Here is a 23,309-nt window from a genome sequence, read left to right on the forward strand (position 1 = left end):
TGCAAGTTCCCAGTAGGTCCACGGAAGGCGCACCGCAGCGATAAAAAAATCAGCGCCAATAGCGTGAAACGTATTTTTTTCATTGCTCGGGGATGGTTTCTTGCTTGAACGAAGCAATCAGCCGAGATACGGACCCTTGACCTCGCCCCAGCCCCAACGCGGCATGGGCGCGTCGGGATCGACAGTGGCCCCAGGCTGCGAATTGATGACCGCCAGCCGTGAGCCCCACTCCAGGTAGCCCACCAGGGCCGAGCGGAACTCGGGGTCATCGGGCATGCCCAGCTCGTCCGCCGTCTCCAGCAGCAGGCCGACCCAGCGGCGGCGCTGTGCCTGGTCAAGGTGCCGGTTCAAATGCTGGCGGATCATATGCGGATGGCCGCCGTGCTGTTCCGAATACGTGGCCGGCCCGCCCAGCACTTCACCCAGAAAAGCGGCGACATGGGCCGGATGCTCGCCGCCCATGTGCGCAAAGACGGGTCCGAGCACATCATCCTTCTTCACATGTTCATAAAAGCGCGTGGTCAGGCGGGTCAGGGCGTCTATGCCGCCTAACCATTCATAAAGGCTGGGGATGGTGCGATCTGGCATGGCTATTTCCTGGCAGGTTGCGGGGTACAGTCAGAAAATTCGCAGATTAACATCAGCGCTTGCTTCCGCCTCACCAGGTAGCGCCTACCAGACACCCCGCCGTGCTCATCATTAAAAACCTCAGCTTTCGCTACCCCAATCCCACGGTGGAACTCTTCGACCACCTGTCCGCCACCATTCCACCCGGCGTCACGCTGGTGCAAGGCGGCGATGGGCGCGGCAAAAGCACGCTGCTTCGCCTGATGGCGGGCGCCCTGGCTGCCGATGCGGGGCAGTTGCAGCTGAACGGCGTGTCGCTGAAAGAGCAGCCTGAGGCCTATCGCCGGCTGCTGTTCTGGATGGAGCCGCGCAGCACCGACTTCGACCAGCTCACGCCGCCGCAATTTTTTGCATCCCTGGGCGACCGTTATCCCGGCTTTGATGAGATGGTGCTGGCCCCCTTGGTCGAAGGCCTGGGCCTGGAATCGCACCTGCACAAGCAGCTCTTCATGCTGTCCACCGGATCAAAACGCAAGGTCTGGCTGGCTGCGGCGTTTGCCTCGGGCGCGGCGCTGTTGCTGCTTGATGAACCCTTCGCCGCGCTGGATGCGCCTTCGATTGCCTTTGTCAAAGAACAGCTTCAGGCTATGTCGACACAAGCTGGCCGCGCGGCAGTGGTCGCGGACTATGCGGCCCCAAGCGGTGTTCCGCTGACCGGCGTGATCGACCTGGGCGACTGAACTACTTCGGAATAAAAGCCTGTTGCTGCGCCACAAAGCCGTCAAAGGCCTGGAGCAATGGCCGGTAGCGACCAGCGTCCCCTTCAAGCTGCGCGAGTGCCGCGCAAGCCGCCTCCAGTGTCGACAGCTGCCCCGGCTTGTGGGCCTTGCGGATCAGGTAAGCCGACGCGGGCACATTCTCCAGCGACAGGCGCGGCAGCCGCCGCAACAGCGGGTTGAGGTGCAGCATCTTGCGGCTCTTGCGCCAGGTCGCGTCCAGCACCACCAGGCGGACACGCGACGGGTCCTTAAGCTGTTCGGTGTCCAGGGCAGGCGCTTCATTGTCCTGCGGCGTGGGCGGGTACAGCAGCACTGTATAGGCAGGCGTTTCGGCCATCGCCGCGTGCAGGACGGCTTCTTCAAACGTTTCCCCCATCAGCATGCGGCTGCGCGGCAAACTCAGGTGCAGCAGGCGGCCGGTGTTCTTGGCATGGTCCGCTTCCATGGGGTGCTGCAGGACCAGCACCTCGGCTTCATGCGCCACCGGCGTGATCCAAGGGCAGGTGCAGGCGCTTTGCGGCCGCAGGCAGACGCCGCAGGCCGCGCGACCCGCCGGCTCAGTCACGGGGGCTGTCCGCCGCCTTATCACCCTCCGCCGAATAGGCGTTCCTCAGGTGCACAGGCTGGGCGGTCTTGCGCCGCATGCGGATATTGAGCATTTCCACCGCCACCGAGAAGGCCATGGCGAAGTAAACATAACCCTTGGGCACATGGTGGTCCAGGCCTTCGGCGATCAGCACCACGCCCACCACCACCAGGAAGGACAGGGCCAGCATCTTGATGGTCGGATGGGTGGAGACAAAGCGGCCTATGGCCGGCGCGAACAGCATCATCAGGCCGACCGAGGCGATAACCGCGGCGATCATGACCGCGATGCTGTCGACCATGCCGACCGCGGTGATGATGGAGTCCAGCGAAAAAATCATGTCGACGATCATGATCTGCACGATCACGGCGGCAAAAGTGGCCTTGACGGCGCTCGAGGCATGGCCTTCCTCGCCTTCCATGGACTGGTGGATTTCACCGGTGCTCTTCCAGATCAGGAACAGGCCGCCCGCGATCAGGATCAGGTCGCGACCCGAGATTTCCTGCTTGAACACGGTGAACAGCGGCTCGACCAGCCCGATGATCCACGACAGCACCAGCAGCAGGCCTATGCGCATGAACATGGCCATGAACAGGCCCAGGCGCCGCGCCAGCTCCTGCTTGGCCTTGGGCAGCTTGTCGACCAGGATGGAGATGAAGATGATGTTGTCTATGCCCAGCACCAGCTCCAGCGCGGTCAGGGTGGCAAAGGCAATCCAGGCTTGCGGGTCGGTCAGCAGTTCCATCATGGCATTACCTCTTTCTTTTAACGCGTCGAGATTATTAAGCGTTCGCCGAATTCTTATACCAGCATGAGCCGCGGAACCGGCTTTGCCGGGCCGCAGGGCGGGCGGCCCCTTTCGTGATGAAAGGGGCAGGGAGAAGCTGAAAGCTACGCGAAGCGAACGACCGTGGGGGCCCTATCCCGGCGTGGGGGCCTTCAAGACCCGAGAAATTCACCGATGGGTTTCAGGTCTTCCACCCGGTCGCAAATCGCCTTGACAATCATCAGGATGGGAATACCCAGCAGCAGGCCCCACACACCCCACAGCCAGCCCCAGGCCAACAGCCCGATAAAGACCGCCACCGGGTTCATGCGGCTGGCGCGGCTGGTCAACCAGGGCGTGAGCAGATTGCCGACCAGGGTGTGGATCAGCAGCGAGGCGCCGCCCACGGCCAGCGCCATGTTGAGCGAGCCGAACTGCAAAAATCCGACCAGCGCCGAGCCGGCCGCCGTGACCAGCGAGCCGACGTAGGGCACCAGGTTCAGCACGGCCGCCGCAACACCCCAGACCGCGGCGTTGTCCAGGCCCAGGGCCAGCAAGGCCAGCCAGGTCATGAGGCCCACCAGCGCGCTGGTCAGCAGCTGCACCTGCAGGTAGCGCTGGATCTGGCCGGTGATTTCATTGAGCGCCTGCAGCGTGATCTTCTTGCTGCTCAGGCTGTCGCCCGCCAGCTTGAGCAGCTTGCGCCTGAAGGTGTCGCCCGAGATCATCAGGAAGTAGGTGAGGAAGACCACCACCGTGGCCTGGCCTATCAGCGCGATCAGGCCGACGGTGCCCGACCACAGGTAGTGCCTGATGTCGAAGCGCGCGGGCTCGACCACCACACGCATGGCGCCGCGCGTGGTGCCGGGTGCCGAGCTCTCCTGCGCGGCCTGCTCTATCTGCGATGCGGCTTTCTGCACGGTTTCCAGCGCGCTGTCGGAGCGGCCGCTGCGCGCCTTCACGGCCTGGCGGAACTTCTGCGCCGCCGCCGGCAGCGCCTCCACCAGCTGCGTCGCCTCGTCACCGAGCGACCAGGCGGCGCCGCCCAGGCCGCCCAGAATCGCCAGCAGCAGCACGGCCGCGCTGAGCCAACGCGGCACCCGCCTGGCTTCAAACCAGTTGACCACCGGCGAAAACGCATAGCTGAACAGCACGCCCAGCATCACCGGGATAAAAACGGCCTTGGCCCAGTGCAGCACGAACAGGAAAGCCAGGCCGGCCAGCACCACCAGCGACATGTTGCGGATATCGACCGGCATGTGAAGAAGCACACGCTGCGTTTCGGCGGCCAGGGCCGCGTCGGCCGGCCTCGTCGAGTCGGCTTCTTCCTGTGTCATGTGTCCCCCGTGTCCGTTCAAGTCGCCTGGCGCGAATAGCGAAACTTCCGCGATGGAAGCCCCAGGTAGTACTTACGCAGATATTCAAACCGGGCGGCCCAGGAAAACGTGTAGGACGCTTTCGCCGGAACGTACCAGCTGTTGAGGCCGGTTCGCAGCAGCAGCTGGTAGCCGTTGCGCTGCATCAGCGCATGTTTGTGGTGGTGGGTGACGTGGTCCTCGATCAGCACCAGCCGGGGCTGCCAGTGCGCGAAGTCAAAGCCCGACAGGGCGACCAGCTCATGCCCCTCGATGTCGATGGACAGCAAATCAAAGCCCACGGGCGCGCCGTGCTCGCGCAGCATGGTGTCCAGGGTTTCGCAGCGCACCGCCACGGTGGAGCGCACCACCGCGCCCAGCGCGATGGGCCGGTCTTCCAGCGTCGAGTGCGGGCCCGCGCGGTTCAGCTGCAGCAGCTTGCCGGCGTTCTCGGGGCTGGAGCAGGCCATTTCGATCACCGTGCCTTTGCGGCTTTGGCGCAGCAGCGCGCAGCAATCCGGGTCGGGTTCGACCAGCAGGCCGGTCCAGCCCAGCGCCTCCAGGTGCTGGGACTGGGAGTCCAGCACCGGGTCGTTGGCGCCCACATCCACGTAAAAACCGGGTTTGCCGGCAAAAAAGTCGCGCACCAGCTGCTGCTCGACGGCGGGCTGGTTGCTGAAGCGGTGGATGTGGCGCTGGGTGAAATCGGCGTGTGGGGGCATGTGGAGAGGGAAAACAGGAAACGGAAAAAATAGAACCGGGGAATGCAGTGGGACGGGCGCCGGGCGCGTCAGGTCGTGATGGCCTCGCGCACCGCGCTGAGCTGGCGGCGCGAGACCGCCAGCAGCTCGTCGATGCCGTTGAGCCGCACCGCCCAGCCCTCGCCCTCCTCGGGATCGAAATGTTTTTCGAGCGCGCGCACCGCATGCCGCGCGATCAGCGCGTTGCGGTGTATGCGCATGAAGCGCGCCGCGTGGCGCTCCTCCAGCTCGCTCAGCGAGCCGTCCAGGATGTAGCTGCGGCTGGCCGTGCGCACGGTGATGTACTTGAGCTCGGCCTTGAAATAAATCACCTCGGCCAGCGGCACGCGCTCGGTGCGGCCCCGGTCCTGGATGATGAGCATTTCCTCGGCGGCCGGCTGGCCGGGGCGCGCGGCCTGCGCCAGGCGCTCCACCTTCTGCAGCGCCTGCTGCAGGCGTTCCAGGCGCACCGGTTTGGTCAGGTAGTCGATGGCTTCCAGCTCGAAGGCCTGCACCGCATGCTCGGCATGGGCCGTGACAAACACCACGGCGGGCCTGCGCGGCAGCGTGGCGATCATCTGGGCCAGCGCGATGCCGTCGGCGCCCGGCATGCGGATGTCCAGCAGCACGGCGTCAAAGGCTTCGCGCTGCAGGGCCCCCATGGCCTCCGCGGCATCGGCCGCTTCCGCACCCACCACCGCGGCCGGCGCCGTGCAGTCGCCCAGCAGGGTGCGCAGGCGCGACCGGGCCAGCGCTTCGTCGTCCACCACCAGTACCTTGAGTTTCATGCGGGAATCTCCATGCGTACCTGAAATATGCCGTCCTTGAACACAGTCCTGAATTTCGCCTCGACATCATGCAGCAAGGCCAGCCGCTCCCGCACATTGGCCAGCGCCAGGCCGTGGCCGCGCTCGCCAGCGCCCGCCGGCGTCGAGTTGGTGACCTTGATCACCACCGTGCCGCCGCGCTTGAGCGTGGAAATCCTGAGCTGCGCGCCGGTGGCGCTGGGCTCCACGCCGTGCTTGACGGCATTCTCCACCAGCGGCTGCAGCAGCAGCGGCGGCAGCTTGGCCTGGTCGGCCTCGGCGTCCAGGCTCCACTGCACCTGCAGGCGCTCGCCGAAGCGCACCTGCTCTATGGCCAGGTAGCGCTGGGCCAGCGCGATTTCCTGGCCCAGGGTGACCGATTCCGCGGGGTCGGCCAGCGCGTGGCGGAACAGCTCGCTCAAGTCTTCCAGCACCGCCTCGGCCTTGGCCGGCTCGGCGCGCACCAGCGCGATGGCGCTGTTGAGGGTGTTGAACAAAAAATGCGGGCGTATGCGCGACTGCAGCTCGGCCAGGCGCGCCGCCGTGGCCGCCGGTGTGCGCGCCTTGGCGCGCCAGTACAGGCCCGCCAGCAGCATGGCCGACAGCAGGGCACCCGCCGCCGCGCTGGCCCACCAGGGCGGCCGCACCAGCAGCCCCATCACCGACAGCAGGCCGCAGCCGTAGAGGCCCGCGCCCGCGCCCAGCAGCACGCCGGCCGTCCACTGCAGCCAGGACCTGAGCCGGTTCAGCCGTGACTTGAGGGCGCAAGCCACGATCAGCCAGGCCAGCGTGGCCGGCAGCACCCCGCCGGTCAGCAAGGCAAAACGCAGCAGCCACTGGACGGCGGTGTCGGCGTCGAACATGGCGGTGACGCCCACCATGGCCTCCGCGAACAGCACGGCGCGCAGCACCACCCCGACCTGGCAGGCGTCAAACATGCCGGCGCGCGCGCTGCTTCGCCGCGCCGGCTCCTCGTCAACAGAGATGACGCTGCCCAGCAAGGTGGATTCCCCGAAGGTCTGCGGATCAAGCGAAGGCTTCATGGCGTGCATGCATGGATATCGAGGATTAGAACCTGTTTGCGGCCTAAACGAGGCCGCAAACAGGTTCTTAGGCACATGGATAAAATCACCGTGATGCCGAGTATTGCACCGGTCGCGCCCCCGCGGCGGCGGCCTGGAAGACAATTAAGGCCGTCGCCGGCCCGTGGCTGCCCAGAATAGCGCATCCGGCGCCCTGAATCCACGGCCCGGGACGGCCGGCACCCTGACCGCCACCCAAAGAAAGCCTGACGTGAACCAATTCGACAAAAAGTCCCAAGCCTGGTCTGCCCTCTTTTCCGAGCCCATGAGCGACCTGGTCAAGCGCTACACGTCCAGCGTGTTCTTCGACAAGCGCCTGTGGCAGGCCGACATCGCCGGCTCGCTGGCCCACGCCGAGATGCTGGCCGCGCAAAAAATCATCCCCGCGGCCGACTATGCCGACATCCAGAAGGGCATGGCGCAGATCACGTCGGAAATCGAGTCCGGCGCCTTTGAGTGGAAGCTGGACCTGGAGGACGTGCACTTCAACATCGAGGCGCGCCTGACCCAGCTGGTCGGCGATGCCGGCAAGCGCCTGCACACCGGCCGCAGCCGCAACGACCAGGTCGCCACCGACGTGCGCCTGTGGCTGCGCGGCGAGATCGACCTGATAGGCGGACTGCTGACCGACCTGCAAAAAGCCCTGGTCGACATCGCCGAGAAAAACGCCGAGGTCATACTGCCCGGCTTCACCCACCTGCAGGTGGCCCAGCCCGTGAGCTTCGGCCACCACATGCTGGCTTATGTCGAAATGTTCAGCCGCGATGCCGAGCGCATGCGCGAGATCAGGAAACGCGTGAACCGCCTGCCGCTGGGCGCCGCCGCGCTGGCCGGCACCAGCTACCCGCTGGACCGCGAGCGCGCCGCCAAGACCCTGGGCATGGTCGACGAGGACGGCAAGCCCCAGGTCTGCCAGAACAGCCTGGACGCGGTGAGCGACCGCGACTTCGCCATCGAGTTCACGGCCGCCGCCTCGCTGGCCATGGTGCACATCAGCCGCATGAGCGAGGAGCTGATTTTGTGGATGAGCCAGAACTTCGGCTTTATCCACATCCCCGACCGCTTCACCACCGGCTCGTCCATCATGCCGCAGAAGAAAAACCCCGACGTGCCCGAACTCGCGCGCGGCAAGACCGGCCGCGTGGTCGGCCACCTGATGGGCCTGATCACCCTGATGAAAGGCCAGCCCCTGGCCTACAACAAGGACAACCAGGAAGACAAGGAGCCGCTGTTCGACACCGTCGACACGCTCAAAGACACGCTGCGCATCTTCGCCGAGATGGTGGCCGGCATCACTGTCAAACCCGAAGCCATGGAGCAGGCCGCGCTGCGCGGCTACGCCACCGCCACCGACCTGGCCGACTACCTGGTGAAAAAAGGCATTCCCTTCCGCGACGCCCACGAAACCGTGGCCCATGCCGTGAAGGCCGCCACCACCCATGCGGTGGACCTGTCCGAGCTGCCGCTGGCCGTGCTGCAGGAATTCAACCCAAAAATCGAAAAAGACGTCTACGACTGCCTGAGTCTGCGCGGCTCGCTCAACGCCCGCAACATCCTGGGCGGCACGGCGCCGGCACAGGTCAAGGCGCAGATCGCGCGCCACCGTGCGCGGCTGGGCTGACTGAAGCACCGGCGGAGGCATGTTTTACGCAATTCCGCTGGAAAACCGGCCGACCTGGCGTAACCCGCCATGGCTCACGATTCTGCTGATCCTCGTGAACATGGCGGTGTTCTGGGGCCCGCAGCGCGCCGAAGAAAATGCCCAGCAAAAGGCCGCAGCCTTCTATCTTTCAAGCAGCCTGCCGCAGCTGGAGTTGCCCGCCTTCGTCGGCTGGCTGGAAGAGACCGCTTCCCCGCACGCACCGGCGGCCAGGCGCATGCTGGAGCAGCGCCGCTACGACGCACTGCTCGACGGCCTGGAATATGAAAAGCCCTTCCTGGCGCGCCTGCACGGCGGCCTCGTCATCCGGCCCGGGAACCCTGCCCACCCGCAGTGGGAGCAGGACCGCCGGCGCTACGAAGCCTTGCAGCCGGCTCCATTCACCGCCCGCTGGGCCCAGGACAACACCAAGGACGCGCCGTTTCGACCCGCGACCTGGATCACCTCGGCCTTCCTGCACGCCGACACCAGCCACCTGATCGGCAACATGGTGTTCCTCTTCCTGTTCGGCTTTTCCGTCGAACTCGCGCTGGGCCGCGGCCTTTACCTGGCGTTTTACCTCGCGGGGGCGCTCGGTGCCGCGCTGCTGGCGGGCTGGGCCTATGCCGGCCAAGGCGGTTACGGCCTGGGCGCGTCCGGTGCGATTTCGGCCCTGATGGGCATGTATGCCGTGATGTACCGCCTGCGCCGCATCCGGTTTTTTTACCAGCTGTTTTTCTATTTCAATTACGTCACGGCGCCCGCGCTGCTGTTGCTGCCAGCCTGGATCGCCAACGAGATGCTGCAGCACCTGATAGGCGGCAAGGGTGTGGCCTACATGGCGCATCTGGGCGGGCTGCTCACGGGCGCGCTGCTGATGGCCGCGGCGATGCGCTGGCGCAAACTCACGCCGCCGCCCGTGGCGGCAGAGCGGGCCGACGACGGCTTCGAACGGCATGTGGCCGAGGCCAAACGGCTGGCGGGCGAGATGAAATTCGACGCGGCCTGCGCGCAATGGCGCGCCGCGGCGAAGCTACGGCCCACCGACGGCGAAGTGCTGCGAGCCTGGTTCAACACCGCGCGGCTGCAGCCGGCCGGCGAAGACTTCCACGGTGCCGCCCACCGCATCTTCCGCCTCGGCCCCAGCGACGACGCCACGCTGGAGCTGCAGCATGCCAGCTACCGGACCTACCTCGATCAGGCCAAACCCGGCGCGCGGCTCAAACCCGACGACATGGCACGGCTGGCGCGCCGCTTCACGCGCGCCCGCCAATTCGACGACGCCGACACGCTGTGCCGCGCGCTGCTCAAGAGCGCGCCGGAGCACTCGGGACTCGCCGACACGCTGGGTGTTTGCGCGCACGGCTGGCTGCGCGCGGGACAGCGCGAGCGCGCCCTTTACTGGCTGCCGCATCTGCAGCGGCTCGCGCCCAACGATATGGCCACACGCGCACTGGCGCAGGCCTGAGAACCTGTTCACGCGGCGGGCTGGTCGCGCAGCAGCCAGCGCACTTCGCGCGTCGGGTCGCTGTCGGGGTAGCGCTCCTCGAGCACTGCCAGCACCGGCCGGGCCAGGTCGGCGCGGTGCATGCCCTGCGTCAGTACCCGCGCGATCAGCTCGTAGGCCTGCGGAATCGCGTCGTGGCCGCGAAATCGCTTGTCGAAACTGCGCAGCATGGCAAGCGCCGCCTGCGCGTCGCCGGCGCGCCAGGCGGCGCGTGCCAGGGCCAGCGTCTGTCCGGCGTCTTCGAGCACAAACCCCGGATCGCGGGCACGGCAATCCTGCCAGGCCCTGACCGCTTCGGCCCCCAGCTCCTGCTGCAGCAACAACGCGATCAGGCGCTTTGCATGGCCGACCAGCGTCGGCGTCTTATCGGTCATCAGCAACACGCGGTGATAGCGCCGCAGCGCGGCGATGTCGTTGGGGCGCATGCGCTGGTCCTCGTAGGCGATGTTCAGCGCAGCGGGAATATCGCCGTCGGTCACCAACTCTGCGACCAACGCGTCGGTTTCCTGGCGCGCGACCTGTTCCGGGCTGCGGCGATCGACCGGCAGCTCGTCCGCGCCGGCGCCCGGCAGCAAGTCAATGTCCAGGCCCTCATGATGCTGGTACATCACATACCCGAGCAGGCTGGCCATGACCCAGCCGAAATAGATAAATGCAAAGTTGAACAGCGGCACCAGCAGCCAGAGGCTGACCAAAGGCAGGAGCAGCGCCAGCGCGACCTGCGCACCACTGCTCAGCAAAAACAGGAACAGACACAGCGCAAGATAAGGCGCACCGATCACACGCACGACGCGCAAGATCTCGGCTGGGTTCAGCGAACGCATCGCACTGCCCGACTGCACCAGCACAATGATCGTCGCCGGAAGCAGGAAGGAAAGCACAAAAGTCGCGGCGGTGGCCAGCTTGCTGTTGACCGAAGCCACGAGGCCCAGAACGACCCCTTGCACGACAAAGACAGCAAACAGCTTCCAGGGGAGGCTGCTCCATTCGTCATCGAGCCGCGACGGAAAGTCCCTGGCGCGAGCGATGCCGCGGGAGCCGAGTACGGCGACCTTGAAACCGTAGCGGCTGGCTGCCAGAAGAATTCCAAGCTCGACAATCACCCACATGAACAAGCTGGGGAGAAAAAAGAACACTCCCGGCAAAAGGCTGCACAGCGCCAGGAACGCGGCATAGGCCAATGGCGTGGCCTGGAACGGGAATGCAAAGAATTTGTTGAGGCGGTGCCAGAACGGCTTGACCGCAGATTTGCCGGCCGCCATGCCTAACGCACCCCATGTGTTGCACCGGACCGCTTCACCTGCATCAACGCTCCCATCTCAACTCCCCGTTGTTGTGCGGTGATTCTAGACGGGCCCCTGTGTTGCTCCAGGCCCTCATCCCAACCTTTTCCCCGAGGGAGAAGGAGCCAAACCGGAAGCACACTGGATGCCGGTTTTTAAGGCCCACCTAAGTCAGTGCGTGCATACTTGCACCTTCTAAGTAGGGTTCCCCCATGCGTTTACTGCTGGTCGAAGACGACGCCATGATCGGAGAGACGGTTTTGCAGGTGCTGCGCGCCGAGCATTACGCGGTCGACTGGGTGCGCGACGGCCGCATGGCCGATGAGGTCCTGCGCAGCGAACATTACGACCTGGTGCTGCTGGACCTGGGCCTGCCCCAGCGCGACGGCCTTGAGGTGCTGCGCGCACTGCGCGCGCGCCGCGACACCACGCCGGTGCTGGTGGCCACCGCGCGCGACGCGGTCGGCGACCGCATCGCCGGGCTGGATGCCGGTGCCGACGACTACGTCGTCAAACCCTATGACACCGACGAGATGCTGGCGCGCATACGCGCATTGCTGCGCCGCAGCGCCGGCCGCGCCGAGCCGGCCTTTGAACACAAGGGCGTGAGCCTGAACCCGGCCACGCGCGAAGCCAGCCTCAACGGCCAGCCCGTGACTTTGTCGGCGCGCGAGTGGGCGGTGCTGGAACCCCTGCTGGCCCGCCCCGGCGTGGTGCTCTCGCGCGCCCAGCTCGAGGAAAAACTCTTCAGTTGGAAGGACGACGTCAGCAGCAATGCCGTCGAGGTCTATATCCACGGCGTGCGCAAAAAACTGGGCAACGACATCATCCAGACGGTGCGCGGCCTGGGCTACCTGGTGCCCAAGCAATGAAGAATCCGGCGCCGCACTCGTTAAGACGCAGGCTGCTCTGGTTTGTGCTTGCCGCGATCTTCCTGGCGGCCCTGCTGCAGGCGGCCACCGCCTACCGCGGCGCGCTGCAGCAGGCCGATTCGATGTTCGACGAGCACCTGCGGCAGATGGCGCGCTCGCTGCGCAGCGGCGTGCCCTTCAACCTGCCGCTGGACGAGGCCGACGCCGACGACCGTTTCGAGGTTTATGTGCAGATCTGGGGCCAGGACGGCACACAGATCTTCCGCTCCACGCGCTCGGCGCTGCCGCCGCGCGCGGTGCTGGGCTTTTCCGACGTGGAGGCCCACGGCAACCGCTACCGCGTCTACACCCTGCAGACCGCGCTGCAGACGGTGCAGATCGCCCAGGACCTGGACGCGCGCTCGGCCCGCGCGCGCGCGCTGGCGGTGCGCGCCGTGCTGCCTTTTGTGTTCCTGACGCCGCTGCTGATGCTGGCCGTCTGGTGGGTCATCAGCCGCTCGCTGGCGCCCATTGAACGCGCCCGGCGCCAGGTGGCGGGCCGGCGCGCCGACGACTTGTCGCCGCTGGCCGCCGAAGGCCTGCCCGACGAGGTGCGCCCCCTGGTGGACGAACTCAACCTGCTGTTCGGCCGCGTGCGCGGCGCTTTCGAGGCACAAAAACATTTTGTGGCCGACGCGGCGCACGAGCTGCGCTCGCCGCTGACCGCGCTCAAGCTGCAGGCCCAGGCCCTGCGCCGCAATGGCGGCACGCCCGCCGAACACGAAGCCGGCATCGCCCGGCTCAACCAGGGCATAGACCGGGCGATACGCCTGGTCGAGCAGCTACTGGTGCTGGCCCGCGAAGAAGCCGGCGAAACCGCCGGGGCAAGCGGCTCAGGCCAGGCCGCGGCCGCCGTGCCCGTGGACCTGCAGGACGTCATCAAGCTTGCCGTGGCCGATGTGCTGCCGCACGCCCTGCACAAGCAGATAGACCTGGGCATGGTGGCGGGCACCGCCTTGCCGCGGCCGCCACAGGTCACGGGCCAGGCCGAGGCCCTGCGCGTGCTGCTGCGCAACCTGCTGGACAACGCCGTCAAGTACACACCGGCCGGCGGCCGGGTCGACGTGTCGCTGGCCCCGCAGGAGGGCGAGACCGTGCTCGCGGTGGAAGACAGCGGCCCCGGCATAGACGAGCAGGACCGCGAACGTGTGTTCGACCGCTTCTTCCGCGCGGCCCAGGAGGGGGACGGCGCCGATGCCGCCCCGCCCACCGGCAGCGGCCTGGGCCTGGCCATCGTCAAGGCGATTGCCGGACGGCACGGCGCCACGCTGGAGCTGGGCCGCTCCGAACGCCTAGGCGGGCTCAGGGTCGAGGTGCGTTTTCCGGTTGCGCCGGATACTGGCTCCGCTTAAGCCCCGTCTAAGGCAGTGTCCCCATAGTTAGGTCCATCGGCACCGCGGAGTGCCGTAACCCAACCCAAGGAAGCACGCCATGTCATCCACTGCATTGAAGAACACCCGGCTTGTCGCCGCATTGCTGGCCGCGGGCGCCATTGGCGGCGCCGGCGTCGGCGCGATCAACATCCTGCATTCCGCCGCCACGGCCGCCACGCCGCCCGCCATCACGGCGCCCGCCGCCACGACCGGCGCGGCCCCCGTCCCCATGGCCCTGCCCGACTTCTCGCAGATCACCGAGCGCTACGGCCCGGCCGTGGTCAACATCAGCGTGACCGGCACCACCAAGGTCCGCAATGAAGTCGCCCAGGGTGACGATGATGACGATTCGCCTTTCTCCGGCGACCCCTTCTTCGAGTTCTTCAAGCGCTTCCAGCAGGGCCAGGGCCGCCCCGGCGCCCGCAACGGCGCGCCGCAACAGGAAATGCCCACACGCGGCCAGGGCTCGGGTTTTATCGTCAGCGCCGACGGCATCATCCTGACCAACGCCCATGTGGTGCGTGACGCGAAAGAAGTCACCGTCAAGCTCACCGACCGCCGTGAATACCGCGCCAAGGTGCTGGGCGCCGACCCCAAGACCGATGTCGCCGTGCTGCGCATCGAAGCCAAAAACCTGCCCGTGGTCACCCTGGGCAAGGTCAGCGAGCTCAAGGTCGGCGAATGGGTGCTGGCCATAGGCTCGCCCTTCGGTTTTGAAAACACCGTCACCGCCGGCGTCGTGAGCGCCAAGGGCCGATCCCTGCCCGACGACAGCGCCGTCCCCTTTATCCAGACCGACGTGGCCGTCAACCCCGGCAACTCCGGCGGGCCGCTGTTCAACACGCGCGGCGAAGTGGTGGGCATCAACTCGCAGATCTACACCCGCAGCGGCGGCTACCAGGGCGTGTCCTTCGCGATTCCCATCGACGTGGCGGCCAAGATCAAGAACCAGCTCGTGGCCACCGGCAAGGTCGAGCATGCGCGCCTGGGCGTGGCGGTGCAGGAGGTCAACCAGGCTTTTGCCGACTCCTTCAAGCTCGACAAGCCCGAAGGCGCGCTGGTCTCCAGCGTTGAAAAAGGCGGCCCCGCCGACAAGGCCGGCCTGCAAAGCGGCGACGTGATCCGTCGCGTCAACGGCCAGCCCATCGTCTCCTCCGGCGACCTGCCCGCCCTCATCAGCCTGGCGGCGCCCGGCGACAGCCTCAAGCTCGACGTCTGGCGCCAGGGCTCGGCCAAGGAAATCAGCGCCAAACTCGGCAGCGCCGACGACAAAACCGGCCAGGTCGTGGCGAAGAAGGACAGCCCCAACCACGGCAAGCTGGGCCTGGCCCTGCGCCCGCTGCAGCCCGATGAAAAGAATGAAACCGGCATCGACAACGGCCTGGTCGTCGAACAAGCCAGCGGCCCCTCGGCCCTGGCCGGCGTGCAGCCCGGCGACGTGCTGCTGTCCATCAACGGCGTGCCCGTGAAAAACATAGACCAGGTGCGCGCCACCGTGGCCAAGTCCGAAAAATCCGTGGCCCTGCTGATACAGCGCGGCGACAGCAAGATTTTTGTGCCGGTCAACCTGGGCTAAATGAAACTGCGGCTCCCGGCGTGTTGCCCGGGGCCGCTAGCCTTCCTGCCTGAAGGCGAGCCGGGTCCAGGTGACATCGGCGGCAACATTGCCCGGCAGCAATGACCCGGTCTGGGTATTCAGCACGGCCCTGAGCCCGTGCCGGCGCGCAAGCGCCATCGTCTCCTCACCCGACACCTCAAACATGCGCCGCCCGGCGGGAACAGGCCCGTGCCTGAGCGACAGCAGGATCAGCCCGCCCGGCGCCAGCAGCGACACCAGCCTGGGCATGCCGGCGCGGCGCTCCGCCTCGTCAAGATGCATCCACACCGCGCTCAGCATCACAACATCAAAGCGCTGCCCACGCGACAGCACAGCCTCCAGCCCGGGCAAGACATCGTCCAGCCATTCGATCAAGGGCGAGGGGTGAAGCCGCATGGCCGCCGTCCGAAACTCCGTCGTCGGCTCCACGGCCAGGACACTATGCCCCTGCTCCGCAAACCAGGCCGCATCGACGCCGGTCCCCGCCCCTATATCCAGGATACGGCTTGGCGTCTTTGGCAACAGATGCAGCGCGACCTCGTGGCGTTTGTCAAAGGGAATGGACTCGTACTGGGGAATCAAGGCCTCGGCTTGCTCGGCGTAACCTTGGGTGCCTGGGGGGATGATGTTGTGGCCAATGGCCTTGAGTGTTCCGAGTTTCATGTTTCAGCCTGACCACGGGATTTAAACGCCTCAACCAAAGCATAAAGCCGCCCCAAAGCCTCAGGCAACTCCGGCTCTGCCTCCAGAACATCCATCCTGTACCTCACAAGATGGAACTCGGCCTCGGTCCTGATTTCCCCCCGCGCCATCACCTTCTCGAGACGCGCAGCTTCAAGCAGCAGAAATTCGGGGTACTCCGCCGCCAGCGCATCGTGCAGCGCTTTTGACACCGCCCCACGCCACTGGCTATCCACTTCGCTAATAAGGTTGGGCATGTCCTTCAAGCCCTGCTCCAGGCCGGAGACGACCTGTGAACTTGTGGGCTTGGCACCCTGTGGACGGGCCTCGGCAACAAAGGTTGGAACCCCGGTGGCGACCAGCGCGAGTTCCCAGGCCTTTTCATCCGGAATGGCGGTAATGGCCTGCGCAAAGCGTGCATAGGCCGCAAGGAGTTTTTCTGATTTTGTCGCCACGTTATTTTCTAGCGTGGCGCGAGGTGCGGCTCGAGCATCCGAGGATTTTCATAGGGGCGATGGTACTAGGGCGGGTTCAGGTTTTTAGCGGATGAATCCGCCGATTTCGCAGATTTACGCAGATTGAAAACAAGATGTTTGTGCTCCCTTGCATGAAGGCCTGACCGCTACGCCGCAGCGCGCCCAGCCCTACTTTGTCGCGCAAACGCCGCGTTCATTCCTCCAGATCCCCGCATTTCTCAAGCCCCCAGCATAAAACCCCACAGCCCCCGCTATATTCCCCGCATGGCAACGACGACGAGTACCAGTAGCAGAAACCCCGGCGGCCTGATCAGCCGGCTGCTGCGGCGTGGCCGGGAGGAGCGCTTGCCGCAGGCGGCAGGTGGGCTGACCTTCACCATGGTGATGTCCATGGTGCCCTTGCTGGCGCTGAGCTTTGCCTTGTTCGCGCGCATACCGGCCCTGCATGCGGCCGGGGATGCGATACGTGAGCACTTGCTGCGCGGGCTGCTGCCGGACGGCATCGCGCGTACGGTGCTCAAGTATCTCGCGCAGTTCGCGGGCAATACGGGCGGCCTCACGCAAGTCGGCTTTGCACTGCTGCTGGTGTCGGCGCTGGCGCTGCTCATGAGTGTGGAGACCACGCTGAACCGGATCTGGCAGGTCAAAAAGCCGCGCCCGCTGCTGCGCCGGCTGGGCCTGTACCTCGGCATGCTGCTGACCGGGCCGGTATTGATAGGCGCCAGCCTGTGGGCCGCGTCTTACTTGGCGACCGCCTCCAGCGGGCTGCCGGTGGCACGGCCCGGCTGGCTGCCGCACGCGCTGAACATCGGGCCCATGGCGCTCAGCGCCGCGGGCTTTGCCTGTTTGTTCCGCTTTGTGCCGCACACCGTGGTGCGCTGGCGCGATGCGATCGCGGGCGGCCTGCTGGCCGGTGTCGCCTTCGAGCTCGGCAAGCAGGGCTTTGCGATCTACCTCGCCAATGTGCCGACCTACCGCACGATTTACGGCGCCTTCGCGCCGCTGCTGGCTTTCCTGCTGTGGGTGTATTACTCGTGGCTGGTCACGCTGGCTGCCGCGCTGCTCAGCGCCAGCCTGCCGCGCGGCAGCTCGCAGGCCACACGGCGGCTTTCACGCGCGTAGGTTTCCAGCCACAGCCGTTCTTTTCGGGCCGAATTACGGCGCACAAGGCTTTACCATTGCCGCATGAAAACAACTTACATCCTCGGCGCCATCCTGGCCTGCAGCGTGATCGGAACTTTGGTCGGTGGCCGCGGCGTCAAGACCGGCATGCTGGTGTTGACGGCCCTGCTGTCGCTTTACGGCCTGTTTCGCCTGCTCGGTTAAATCCCTGAGGCCGTCCAGCCAAGGGGCAGCGGCCTCCACACCACGGCACACCTCGCTGGCCACCAGGCCGGTGACGGCCAGCATGGCTGCGGTGTGAAGCACCAAGGCCGCGAACGCCAGCGCCAGTGAACCCAAGCCGTCCATCCCGGCCAGCGATGCTTCTCCCGCGCATAGCGGCACCAGCGAAGGCACCAGCATCAGGCCCGCGCCCTGCGCGCCGCCCATCATGAAGGACCACAGCGCCAGGCCGGCATGGCCCGCGGGTGCGCGTGCCGACCTGGGCGCACGGCCCCACAGGTGAAGCACGACACAGGCCGCCAGCAGACCGCCCGCGAGCATCTGCAGTGCAAAGCGGTCCACGGCCAAGCCCCACACCACAGCGCCCGCCACCAGCGCAATCGAGGCGGCATGCCCCACGGCGACAGGCCACAAGGCCCGCAAGGCCTGCGCGCGGTCGCGCGAGCGCAGGCCCCAGGCGGCGGCGCAAGCCCAGCCATTGGCCGGGTTCAGCCCATGCAGGGCGCCAACACCCGCCACCACCAGCCAGGGCCAAAGGCTTGCCATGATGTTTTCGCCCGCCCGGCCCGCTCAGGCTTTTGCGCCGCAGCACGAAACCGCTTCAGGCGCGGGCGTAAACACGGCCTGGGACTCGTAGCGGTCATGGTGGCGCACCCAGTCCATCTTGTAAAAGCCATCATGCTCATCGCGGCCCTTGGGCGTGAGGTCCAGCATGTTGTAGGTGCCCATCATCACTTCCACGCCGCGGCCGTAGGTCGAATAGGTGTGAAAGACCCGGCCCTCGCCGTCCTTGTAAAACAGGCTGATGCCGGGCGCCTCTTCGGCCGGGAATTCCGTCATGCCGTAGTTGTAGTTGACGGTGCCGTCGACGCGGTCCTGCGGCCTGAAGCTCACATGGAAGTCGTAGTTGAAGTCGCCGCCGTTGGACGACACCCAGGCGAACTGCCAGCCCATGCGCCGGCGAAAGCGCTCAATCTCGGGCAGGGTCGCGCGCGAGACGGCCACAAACGTCACGTCGCGGTGCTCCAGGTGGACCTGCATGCCGGCCGTGTGGTCGGCCATGTAGGAGCAGCTCGGGCAGCCCTGCTCCCAGCCCGGGCCGAACATAAAGTGCTGCACCATGAGTTGGCGCCGGCCTTCAAACAGCTCGGCCAGCGAACGTTTGCCTTGGGGCGTGTCGAAGACGTAGTTCTTCTCGATCTGGACCCAGGGCAAGGCGCGGCGCTCGCGGGCAACCTGGTCGCGCAGGCGTGTCAGTTCTTTCTCCTGCGCGAGCAGGGTTTTGCGCTCGGCCAGCCATTGGTCCCTGGGCACGATGCTGTGCTGGGTGGTGGATGTTTCGGTCATGGTGCTGTTCATGCTGTGCTCCTTGGTGATGAGTGGGGGTGGTGACGGAAAAGTTTTTGCTCAGGCGCTGGTGAGCTGTTCGCGGCGCATGGCTGCCTGCACGGCGGGCCGGGCGGCGATGCGCGCCTGGAAGGCCAGCAGCCTGGGGAAGGCCGACAGGTCCAGCTTGACGAACTCCGCCCAGCGGGTCATCACAAACAGGTAGGCATCGGCCACGGTGAAGCGCTCGCCCAGCAGGAAGGGCGCGCGGCCCAGCGCGGCTTCCAGCAGGCCGTAGTGTTTGCGCAGGTGGGCCATGCGCGCGCCGCGCACCTCCTCGCTGCAGGCCGGGTTGAACAGCGGCATATAGCCCTGGTGCAGCTCGGAATTGAGGTAGCCCAGCATCTCCTGCAGGCGATAGCGCGCCATGCTGCCGTGGGCGGGCACCAGCTGCGCCTCAGGCTTGAGGTCGGCCAGGTATTGCACGACGGCCGGGCCTTCCGTCAGCACGCTGCCGTCGTCCAGGCGCAGCGCGGGCACCAGGCCCTTGGGGTTGATGGCGAGGTAGTCTTCATCGTGCTCGGTGCGTTTGGCGACCACGTCGACCTTCACAAGCTCGATGGGCAGGCCCAGCTCATGGGCCACGATGTGCGGCGACAGCGAGCAGGCTGAGGGGCTGTAATACAACTTCATGGTGATCTCCTTGGTGTGCGATGCGGTTTGCGTCAGTCAATGCGCTGCCCGACCCGTGCTGGTTCCGGGTGCGCTCGTTGTGGCCCTAAGGCCGGGGAAACTCTCAGCGCAAGGGCTCTAGCTGCCTTGAGCGCTGCGTTCTATGCGGCTTTACGCAGCCTTGGGCCGCCGCACGGCGCGGACCTTGCCGCTCTTGCCGCCGCCCGCGTAAAACAGGCCGGCGCCGTCGGACTCCAGCCCGCTGACGCCCACGCCCTGCGGCATTTCGAGCCGCGTGATCACGGCGCCGCTCTGGGGGTCTATGCGGCGTATCTCGCTCTCGTCGCCCTCCCAGGTGCCGTGCCAGAGTTCGCCGTCCACCCAGGTCACGCCGGTGACGAAGCGGTTCGATTCAATCGTGCGCTGGATGGCGCCCGTCTTGGGGTCGATCTGGTGGATTTTGCGGTCGCGGTACTGACCCACCCACAGGCTGCCTTCGGCCCAGGTCAGGCCCGAATCGCCACCGCCGCCGGGCGCCGGGATGGTGGCCAGCACCTTGCCGCTGGCCGGGTCTATCTTGGCGATGCGCGACTCGGCGATCTGGTACAGGTACTTGCCGTCAAAGGCGGTGCCGGCGTCGCCCGAGCAGTCCAGTGTGCGTGTCTGCTCACCGCTGGCCGGGTCGAAAGCGATCAGCTGGCTGCCCGCGGCGGCCCAGACGCGCTGGCCGTCGTGGGTGACGCCGGCGATGTCGTTGATGCCGGGGAAGCCGTATTCGCGCACGATCTCGGCGGGGCGCGCCTTGGGCTCGGGTGTCTTGCTGAGGGTCTTGCTTGTCATCGTGCTTCCTTGTCGCGCCGTTCATCGACGCCATGGAGACAACTCTATCCAATCGGCAGCGCAGCGGGGAGTAACAAGATCGTCGTGAATCCCGCAAGCGGCGGCGCCAGCCAGCGCTGGGCCCTTGCCCGCCCTATGGAGCGCACCCGCCCCTCGCCTTCCAGCTCGGCCAGGGCGCGCTGCACCGTGCGCTGGCTGGCGCCCAGGGCCAGCGCCAGGGCCGAGGTGGACCAGGCCGCACCATCCGACAGCAGCGCCAGCAGCGAGGCCTGGTCGCCGTCCAGCGGCGGCGCCAGCACGGCCACGTCGCGCCCGCCCAGCGGTTTCAGGATAAAACCCCGGCCGGTCGCCTCAATCGCCGCGAGCGGCTTGACCAGCGCGCGCAGCCGGCCTATTTCAACCCTGAGGCGCGCCCTGTGCGTCTCGTCGGGATGCCTGGTGCGAAACACCTTCGCAATCAAGGCCTCGCGCTCCACATCGCCGGGCCAGGCTTCGGCCAGCGCCCGGGCCAGCGCAAACAGCACGGGCCGGCGCGCCAGCGGCCGCCACTGCCCGCCGGCGCCAACCCCATGCCGGCAGGCATCGACCACCAGCGCGTCCGAGGCCAGCAGCGCCGACACCTCGTCCAGGCGCAGCGCCTGCTCGCCACCCGGTGTGAGCCGCCGGGCCGCGGGCCTGTCGAGCGCAGCCCGTGCCTCGGCCACTTCGGCCTGTAGCGCAGGCACCTGCGCGCGTTCGGCCGCCGCCTGCGCGCGCGCCAGTGCCAGGCGCGCCTCGCCGACCTGCAGCGAACGCAGCGCCAGCTCGGCCGCGGTCATTTCAGCCACCGCCCTCAGCGAGGGCCGCAGGCCCCGCGCATCAAGCCGCGCCAGCGCGGCCCTGGCCTCCTCAAGCCGGCCCAGCAATAAAAACCGGCGCGCCGTGACCAGCCAGGCCTGCAGCGCATTGGCATGGTCGGCATGCGCGTCCAGCGTGGCGGAGGCCGCCGCCAGCGCGCGCGGCGAGCCCGTGAAGTCGCGCATGGCCAGCGCCACCTCGGCCTCGGCCACCACACAGCGGGCACGCGACAAGGCCTCATGCGCGCCGAAGCCGCGCGCCGCGCGCCGCAGCAGTTCACGCGCGCGCGGGTGCTCACCGAGCTGGGCCATGGCAATGCCGCGCAAGGCCAGCGCCGGCGGATCGTCGCGCAGCGCCACCCGCTTGAGCGCGCCCAGCGCATCGCCGGCGGCCAGCGCGCGCGAGGAGGCGGTGATCAGGGAATCCATGGGCGTAGGCTACACCGCCTTGCGGGAGTGGCTAGCTGCAGCCGCTTCCCGCCTGGGTCTTGCTGCGGTCCACGACCACCACACCCTTGTCCAGCAAGGGCTTGACCTTGGCCATAAAGAGCGCGAGGTCTTGCGGTGTGTCACTCCCCGGCATGGACACTTCCAGAAGCCGGCCCTGGGGGAGTTGCCATTCCTCCACCTTGAACCCGCCGACGGCCACACGTTTCATGCGGTTCTTGCAGCCCATGGCCTTCGCGCGCATGGCTTCGGGAAAATCAAGCGTCTTCTTCGCTTCACGCTCGCAGGAAATCGAATAGGCCCGGCCGGGTTCCAGCGTCTGCAGCACCGAAACATCGGTCTCGCGCTTGATGCTGGTGTTTTTTCCCAGGGCGCAGGCAGCGTCCGTGTCAAAGCCGCTGCCGAAGGGTTGCGGGCTGCGGTACTTCAGCGTCAGCTCGACCTTGCCGTCGGACCGGGTCCGCCTGCGGCCGATTGCCGGCGGCTCGGTGGACACCGGCGGCGCCGACACCGTGAAGTACTCCACCTCGTATTCCGTGACCTTGCGGCTGCCTTCCAGGCCCATCACCGCCACGGCCTCCTCGGCGGACACCGGCCCGCCGCTGCTCCAGCGCAGCGCGAATTCCGCACCGCCGGCCCAGGAGAGCACGGGCATCAGCAGGCATGCCGCGCATGCGCCGCGCACAAGGGACAAGCAAACACTCGCAAGGGTTCGATATTTATTCATCACTGATTCCTGTGTCTGTGTGCCTCTCGCGGCCCCTAGCTGCGCGGCTCGACACGGATTCCCGGTGCGTAGCAAACGCGCAGCACACCGGCTACCAGCTCGGACGACGCCTTCTGGAGGTGGTTGATGGCAATGTCCGCCGTGACGTACTCCTGCAAATTGCCCAGCGCTTGACCTGCACTCGCCCAGATCGGAGCGAAATCCTCCGTGAGCTTCTGCAGTCGGACGCGCTGTTGCGCGTTGCTGACCGCGGGTATTTTGAGCTCGGCGTTTCCAACTGTCAGCGCATGCGTCAATGTTCTGAGGTCATTGAGGTTGCGCCCGAGATCGAAAACGGCATCCTGGGACATTTCTGCGGCGGCAACCCTTCCGGCATTCCTGGCGAGGCTGTCGAGCAGTATCGGCAATTGCTGCGCAGCCGCAACGCGCGCAGGCACCTGGCGACCCTTGCGTTCATTCACCGCCACTTCCTGGGCCTGGCTGACCAAGACCAGTGACTCGCGAATCACATCGTGCAGGCCGTTCTGCACTGTCGGCAGGACATGGGGCTTCTGAAGAAGAATTTTCGCCGAATACTCCATACCGCCTACGAGAGGCGCAAAACGGTCGAGAGACGGCGGCAGATTGCCACGCATCAGTGTTCGCAGAGCGTCCATGTGCTGTCCGAGTTTCGGAACGGCTTCAGCGTCGCCGGCCCGCGCAGAGGTGAGTACCGGCCGCATTCCGTTGGCCTGATCAAACACCTGGCAGGCAAGCTGTGCCTCAGGGCTTGTCTGCCTGATCTGGCCGAAAGCCGGTGCAGCGAGAAATGCGCATGCCGCCATCCCGGCGGCTATCCAGCACCCTGCGATTTGTGAACGTGTCCGCATTGAAGCTTCCCGTTTGTTGTATTTGCGGCCACTATAGCCGCGACCCAACAATCCCCTGCGCTGGCGCGCTCTCCGGAGGGCCGGCGTGCCGGCCAGCACC

General features: G+C 66.4%; 24 protein-coding genes. 7 read left to right on the plus strand and 17 right to left on the minus strand.

Annotated elements, in window-relative coordinates; translation table 11 throughout:
- Nucleotides 1–117: 117 nt before the first annotated feature.
- Nucleotides 118–588, minus strand: coding sequence for a group II truncated hemoglobin (locus AC1D09_RS13395; RefSeq protein ID WP_477661170.1), 471 nt, complete (start codon nucleotides 586–588; stop codon nucleotides 118–120).
- 101 nt (nucleotides 589–689) lie between these two features.
- On the opposite strand from AC1D09_RS13395, the gene AC1D09_RS13400 reads away from it, so the two are divergent.
- Nucleotides 690–1,307 (plus strand): ABC transporter ATP-binding protein, encoded by a 618-nt coding sequence (locus AC1D09_RS13400; protein WP_477661171.1) that lies wholly within the window; start codon nucleotides 690–692, stop codon nucleotides 1,305–1,307.
- A 1-nt stretch (nucleotide 1,308) separates the two neighbouring features.
- On the opposite strand, the gene AC1D09_RS13405 is transcribed toward AC1D09_RS13400, so the two are convergent.
- The 6 genes from AC1D09_RS13405 to AC1D09_RS13430 all read right to left on the minus strand — a co-directional run bounded on the left by AC1D09_RS13405 (nucleotide 1,309) and on the right by AC1D09_RS13430 (nucleotide 6,642).
- Complete coding sequence (locus tag AC1D09_RS13405; protein WP_477701093.1) at nucleotides 1,309–1,911, minus strand: tRNA-uridine aminocarboxypropyltransferase; 603 nt, start codon at nucleotides 1,909–1,911, stop codon at nucleotides 1,309–1,311.
- Nucleotides 1,904–2,680, minus strand: a complete 777-nt coding sequence (locus AC1D09_RS13410; RefSeq protein ID WP_477661173.1) for a TerC family protein — start codon at nucleotides 2,678–2,680, stop codon at nucleotides 1,904–1,906. The genes AC1D09_RS13405 and AC1D09_RS13410 overlap by 8 nt, the downstream gene beginning before the upstream one ends.
- Before the next feature lie 191 nt (nucleotides 2,681–2,871).
- Nucleotides 2,872–4,035: an AI-2E family transporter gene (locus tag AC1D09_RS13415; protein WP_477661174.1), complete on the minus strand. Its 1,164-nt coding sequence runs from the start codon at nucleotides 4,033–4,035 to the stop codon at nucleotides 2,872–2,874.
- Between the two features lie 17 nt (nucleotides 4,036–4,052).
- The gene (locus tag AC1D09_RS13420) at nucleotides 4,053–4,775 is read right to left on the minus strand and encodes an FkbM family methyltransferase (RefSeq protein ID WP_477661175.1); all 723 of its coding nucleotides are present in this window, start codon (nucleotides 4,773–4,775) and stop codon (nucleotides 4,053–4,055) included.
- Nucleotides 4,776–4,843: 68 nt separating this feature from the next.
- Nucleotides 4,844–5,581 carry a LytR/AlgR family response regulator transcription factor gene (locus AC1D09_RS13425; RefSeq protein ID WP_477701094.1) on the minus strand — a complete coding sequence of 246 codons (738 nt, stop codon included), beginning with the start codon at nucleotides 5,579–5,581 and terminating at the stop codon, nucleotides 4,844–4,846.
- Entirely contained in the window at nucleotides 5,578–6,642 is a 1,065-nt protein-coding gene (locus tag AC1D09_RS13430; RefSeq protein WP_477661177.1) for a sensor histidine kinase, read from the minus strand. The genes AC1D09_RS13425 and AC1D09_RS13430 overlap by 4 nt, the downstream gene beginning before the upstream one ends.
- A 250-nt stretch (nucleotides 6,643–6,892) precedes the next feature.
- Here AC1D09_RS13430 and argH point away from each other — a divergent pair, with 250 nt between their 5' ends.
- Together argH and AC1D09_RS13440 are read left to right on the plus strand one after the other, a co-directional pair.
- Nucleotides 6,893–8,302 carry an argininosuccinate lyase gene (argH, locus tag AC1D09_RS13435; RefSeq protein ID WP_477661178.1) on the plus strand — a complete coding sequence of 470 codons (1,410 nt, stop codon included), beginning with the start codon at nucleotides 6,893–6,895 and terminating at the stop codon, nucleotides 8,300–8,302.
- Between the two features lie 19 nt (nucleotides 8,303–8,321).
- Nucleotides 8,322–9,788: a rhomboid family intramembrane serine protease gene (locus tag AC1D09_RS13440; RefSeq protein WP_477661179.1), complete on the plus strand. Its 1,467-nt coding sequence runs from the start codon at nucleotides 8,322–8,324 to the stop codon at nucleotides 9,786–9,788.
- Between the two features lie 8 nt (nucleotides 9,789–9,796).
- On the opposite strand, the gene AC1D09_RS13445 is transcribed toward AC1D09_RS13440, so the two are convergent.
- Nucleotides 9,797–11,089: a tetratricopeptide repeat protein gene (locus tag AC1D09_RS13445; RefSeq protein WP_477661180.1), complete on the minus strand. Its 1,293-nt coding sequence runs from the start codon at nucleotides 11,087–11,089 to the stop codon at nucleotides 9,797–9,799.
- Nucleotides 11,090–11,322: 233 nt separating this feature from the next.
- Here AC1D09_RS13445 and AC1D09_RS13450 point away from each other — a divergent pair, with 233 nt between their 5' ends.
- From AC1D09_RS13450 to AC1D09_RS13460, 3 genes are all read left to right on the plus strand, one after another.
- Nucleotides 11,323–11,982 carry a response regulator gene (locus tag AC1D09_RS13450; protein ID WP_074577708.1) on the plus strand — a complete coding sequence of 220 codons (660 nt, stop codon included), beginning with the start codon at nucleotides 11,323–11,325 and terminating at the stop codon, nucleotides 11,980–11,982.
- Nucleotides 11,979–13,373: an ATP-binding protein gene (locus tag AC1D09_RS13455; protein ID WP_477661181.1), complete on the plus strand. Its 1,395-nt coding sequence runs from the start codon at nucleotides 11,979–11,981 to the stop codon at nucleotides 13,371–13,373. The genes AC1D09_RS13450 and AC1D09_RS13455 overlap by 4 nt, the downstream gene beginning before the upstream one ends.
- Nucleotides 13,374–13,452: 79 nt before the next feature.
- Complete coding sequence (locus AC1D09_RS13460) at nucleotides 13,453–14,970, plus strand: DegQ family serine endoprotease (protein ID WP_477661182.1); 1,518 nt, start codon at nucleotides 13,453–13,455, stop codon at nucleotides 14,968–14,970.
- 36 nt (nucleotides 14,971–15,006) lie between these two features.
- Here the strand turns inward: AC1D09_RS13460 and AC1D09_RS13465 are convergent, their stop codons facing one another.
- Together AC1D09_RS13465 and AC1D09_RS13470 are read right to left on the minus strand one after the other, a co-directional pair.
- On the minus strand, nucleotides 15,007–15,654 hold the full coding sequence (locus AC1D09_RS13465; RefSeq protein WP_477661183.1) for a class I SAM-dependent methyltransferase: 648 nt from the start codon (nucleotides 15,652–15,654) through the stop codon (nucleotides 15,007–15,009).
- The gene (locus AC1D09_RS13470; RefSeq protein ID WP_477701095.1) at nucleotides 15,651–16,127 is read right to left on the minus strand and encodes a hypothetical protein; all 477 of its coding nucleotides are present in this window, start codon (nucleotides 16,125–16,127) and stop codon (nucleotides 15,651–15,653) included. Before AC1D09_RS13470 ends, AC1D09_RS13465 begins: the two co-directional genes overlap by 4 nt.
- A 285-nt stretch (nucleotides 16,128–16,412) precedes the next feature.
- Between AC1D09_RS13470 and AC1D09_RS13475 the strand changes: the two genes are divergently transcribed.
- Nucleotides 16,413–17,270: a YhjD/YihY/BrkB family envelope integrity protein gene (locus AC1D09_RS13475; protein ID WP_477661185.1), complete on the plus strand. Its 858-nt coding sequence runs from the start codon at nucleotides 16,413–16,415 to the stop codon at nucleotides 17,268–17,270.
- Between the two features lie 33 nt (nucleotides 17,271–17,303).
- Here AC1D09_RS13475 and AC1D09_RS13480 read toward each other — a convergent pair whose 3' ends face one another.
- The 7 genes from AC1D09_RS13480 to AC1D09_RS13510 all read right to left on the minus strand — a co-directional run bounded on the left by AC1D09_RS13480 (nucleotide 17,304) and on the right by AC1D09_RS13510 (nucleotide 23,209).
- On the minus strand, nucleotides 17,304–18,038 hold the full coding sequence (locus tag AC1D09_RS13480) for a hypothetical protein (RefSeq protein ID WP_477661186.1): 735 nt from the start codon (nucleotides 18,036–18,038) through the stop codon (nucleotides 17,304–17,306).
- Nucleotides 18,039–18,062: 24 nt separating this feature from the next.
- The gene (locus tag AC1D09_RS13485) at nucleotides 18,063–18,851 is read right to left on the minus strand and encodes a DUF899 domain-containing protein (protein ID WP_477661187.1); all 789 of its coding nucleotides are present in this window, start codon (nucleotides 18,849–18,851) and stop codon (nucleotides 18,063–18,065) included.
- Between the two features lie 48 nt (nucleotides 18,852–18,899).
- A complete protein-coding gene (gene gstA, locus AC1D09_RS13490) occupies nucleotides 18,900–19,511 on the minus strand; it encodes a glutathione transferase GstA (RefSeq protein WP_477661188.1) in 612 nt (203 codons plus the stop codon).
- Nucleotides 19,512–19,661: 150 nt separating this feature from the next.
- Nucleotides 19,662–20,330: a Vgb family protein gene (locus AC1D09_RS13495; RefSeq protein WP_477661189.1), complete on the minus strand. Its 669-nt coding sequence runs from the start codon at nucleotides 20,328–20,330 to the stop codon at nucleotides 19,662–19,664.
- Nucleotides 20,331–20,374: 44 nt separating this feature from the next.
- The gene (locus AC1D09_RS13500) at nucleotides 20,375–21,595 is read right to left on the minus strand and encodes a helix-turn-helix domain-containing protein (RefSeq protein ID WP_477661190.1); all 1,221 of its coding nucleotides are present in this window, start codon (nucleotides 21,593–21,595) and stop codon (nucleotides 20,375–20,377) included.
- 31 nt (nucleotides 21,596–21,626) lie between these two features.
- On the minus strand, nucleotides 21,627–22,268 hold the full coding sequence (locus tag AC1D09_RS13505; protein ID WP_477661191.1) for a hypothetical protein: 642 nt from the start codon (nucleotides 22,266–22,268) through the stop codon (nucleotides 21,627–21,629).
- A 107-nt stretch (nucleotides 22,269–22,375) separates the two neighbouring features.
- Complete coding sequence (locus AC1D09_RS13510; protein ID WP_477661192.1) at nucleotides 22,376–23,209, minus strand: hypothetical protein; 834 nt, start codon at nucleotides 23,207–23,209, stop codon at nucleotides 22,376–22,378.
- Nucleotides 23,210–23,309 lie beyond the last annotated feature (100 nt).

This window comes from Polaromonas sp. P1_A2, assembly GCF_056406895.1.

Bases quoted from the DNA above. Each gene is read 5' to 3' on its own strand.
- AC1D09_RS13395 (WP_477661170.1), bottom strand. From the start codon at position 588: ATGCCAGATCGCACCATCCCCAGCCTTTATGAATGGTTAGGCGGCATA.
- AC1D09_RS13410 (WP_477661173.1), bottom strand. From the start codon at position 2,680: ATGATGGAACTGCTGACCGACCCGCAAGCCTGGATTGCCTTTGCCACC.
- AC1D09_RS13415 (WP_477661174.1), bottom strand. From the start codon at position 4,035: ATGACACAGGAAGAAGCCGACTCGACGAGGCCGGCCGACGCGGCCCTG.
- AC1D09_RS13420 (WP_477661175.1), bottom strand. From the start codon at position 4,775: ATGCCCCCACACGCCGATTTCACCCAGCGCCACATCCACCGCTTCAGC.
- AC1D09_RS13425 (WP_477701094.1), bottom strand. From the start codon at position 5,581: ATGAAACTCAAGGTACTGGTGGTGGACGACGAAGCGCTGGCCCGGTCG.
- AC1D09_RS13430 (WP_477661177.1), bottom strand. From the start codon at position 6,642: ATGAAGCCTTCGCTTGATCCGCAGACCTTCGGGGAATCCACCTTGCTG.
- AC1D09_RS13440 (WP_477661179.1), top strand. From the start codon at position 8,322: ATGTTTTACGCAATTCCGCTGGAAAACCGGCCGACCTGGCGTAACCCG.
- AC1D09_RS13445 (WP_477661180.1), bottom strand. From the start codon at position 11,089: ATGGCGGCCGGCAAATCTGCGGTCAAGCCGTTCTGGCACCGCCTCAAC.
- AC1D09_RS13450 (WP_074577708.1), top strand. From the start codon at position 11,323: ATGCGTTTACTGCTGGTCGAAGACGACGCCATGATCGGAGAGACGGTT.
- AC1D09_RS13455 (WP_477661181.1), top strand. From the start codon at position 11,979: ATGAAGAATCCGGCGCCGCACTCGTTAAGACGCAGGCTGCTCTGGTTT.
- AC1D09_RS13460 (WP_477661182.1), top strand. From the start codon at position 13,453: ATGTCATCCACTGCATTGAAGAACACCCGGCTTGTCGCCGCATTGCTG.
- AC1D09_RS13465 (WP_477661183.1), bottom strand. From the start codon at position 15,654: ATGAAACTCGGAACACTCAAGGCCATTGGCCACAACATCATCCCCCCA.
- AC1D09_RS13475 (WP_477661185.1), top strand. From the start codon at position 16,413: ATGGCAACGACGACGAGTACCAGTAGCAGAAACCCCGGCGGCCTGATC.
- AC1D09_RS13480 (WP_477661186.1), bottom strand. From the start codon at position 18,038: ATGGCAAGCCTTTGGCCCTGGCTGGTGGTGGCGGGTGTTGGCGCCCTG.
- AC1D09_RS13485 (WP_477661187.1), bottom strand. From the start codon at position 18,851: ATGAACAGCACCATGACCGAAACATCCACCACCCAGCACAGCATCGTG.
- gstA (WP_477661188.1), bottom strand. From the start codon at position 19,511: ATGAAGTTGTATTACAGCCCCTCAGCCTGCTCGCTGTCGCCGCACATC.
- AC1D09_RS13495 (WP_477661189.1), bottom strand. From the start codon at position 20,330: ATGACAAGCAAGACCCTCAGCAAGACACCCGAGCCCAAGGCGCGCCCC.
- AC1D09_RS13500 (WP_477661190.1), bottom strand. From the start codon at position 21,595: ATGGATTCCCTGATCACCGCCTCCTCGCGCGCGCTGGCCGCCGGCGAT.
- AC1D09_RS13505 (WP_477661191.1), bottom strand. From the start codon at position 22,268: ATGCCCGTGCTCTCCTGGGCCGGCGGTGCGGAATTCGCGCTGCGCTGG.
- AC1D09_RS13510 (WP_477661192.1), bottom strand. From the start codon at position 23,209: ATGCGGACACGTTCACAAATCGCAGGGTGCTGGATAGCCGCCGGGATG.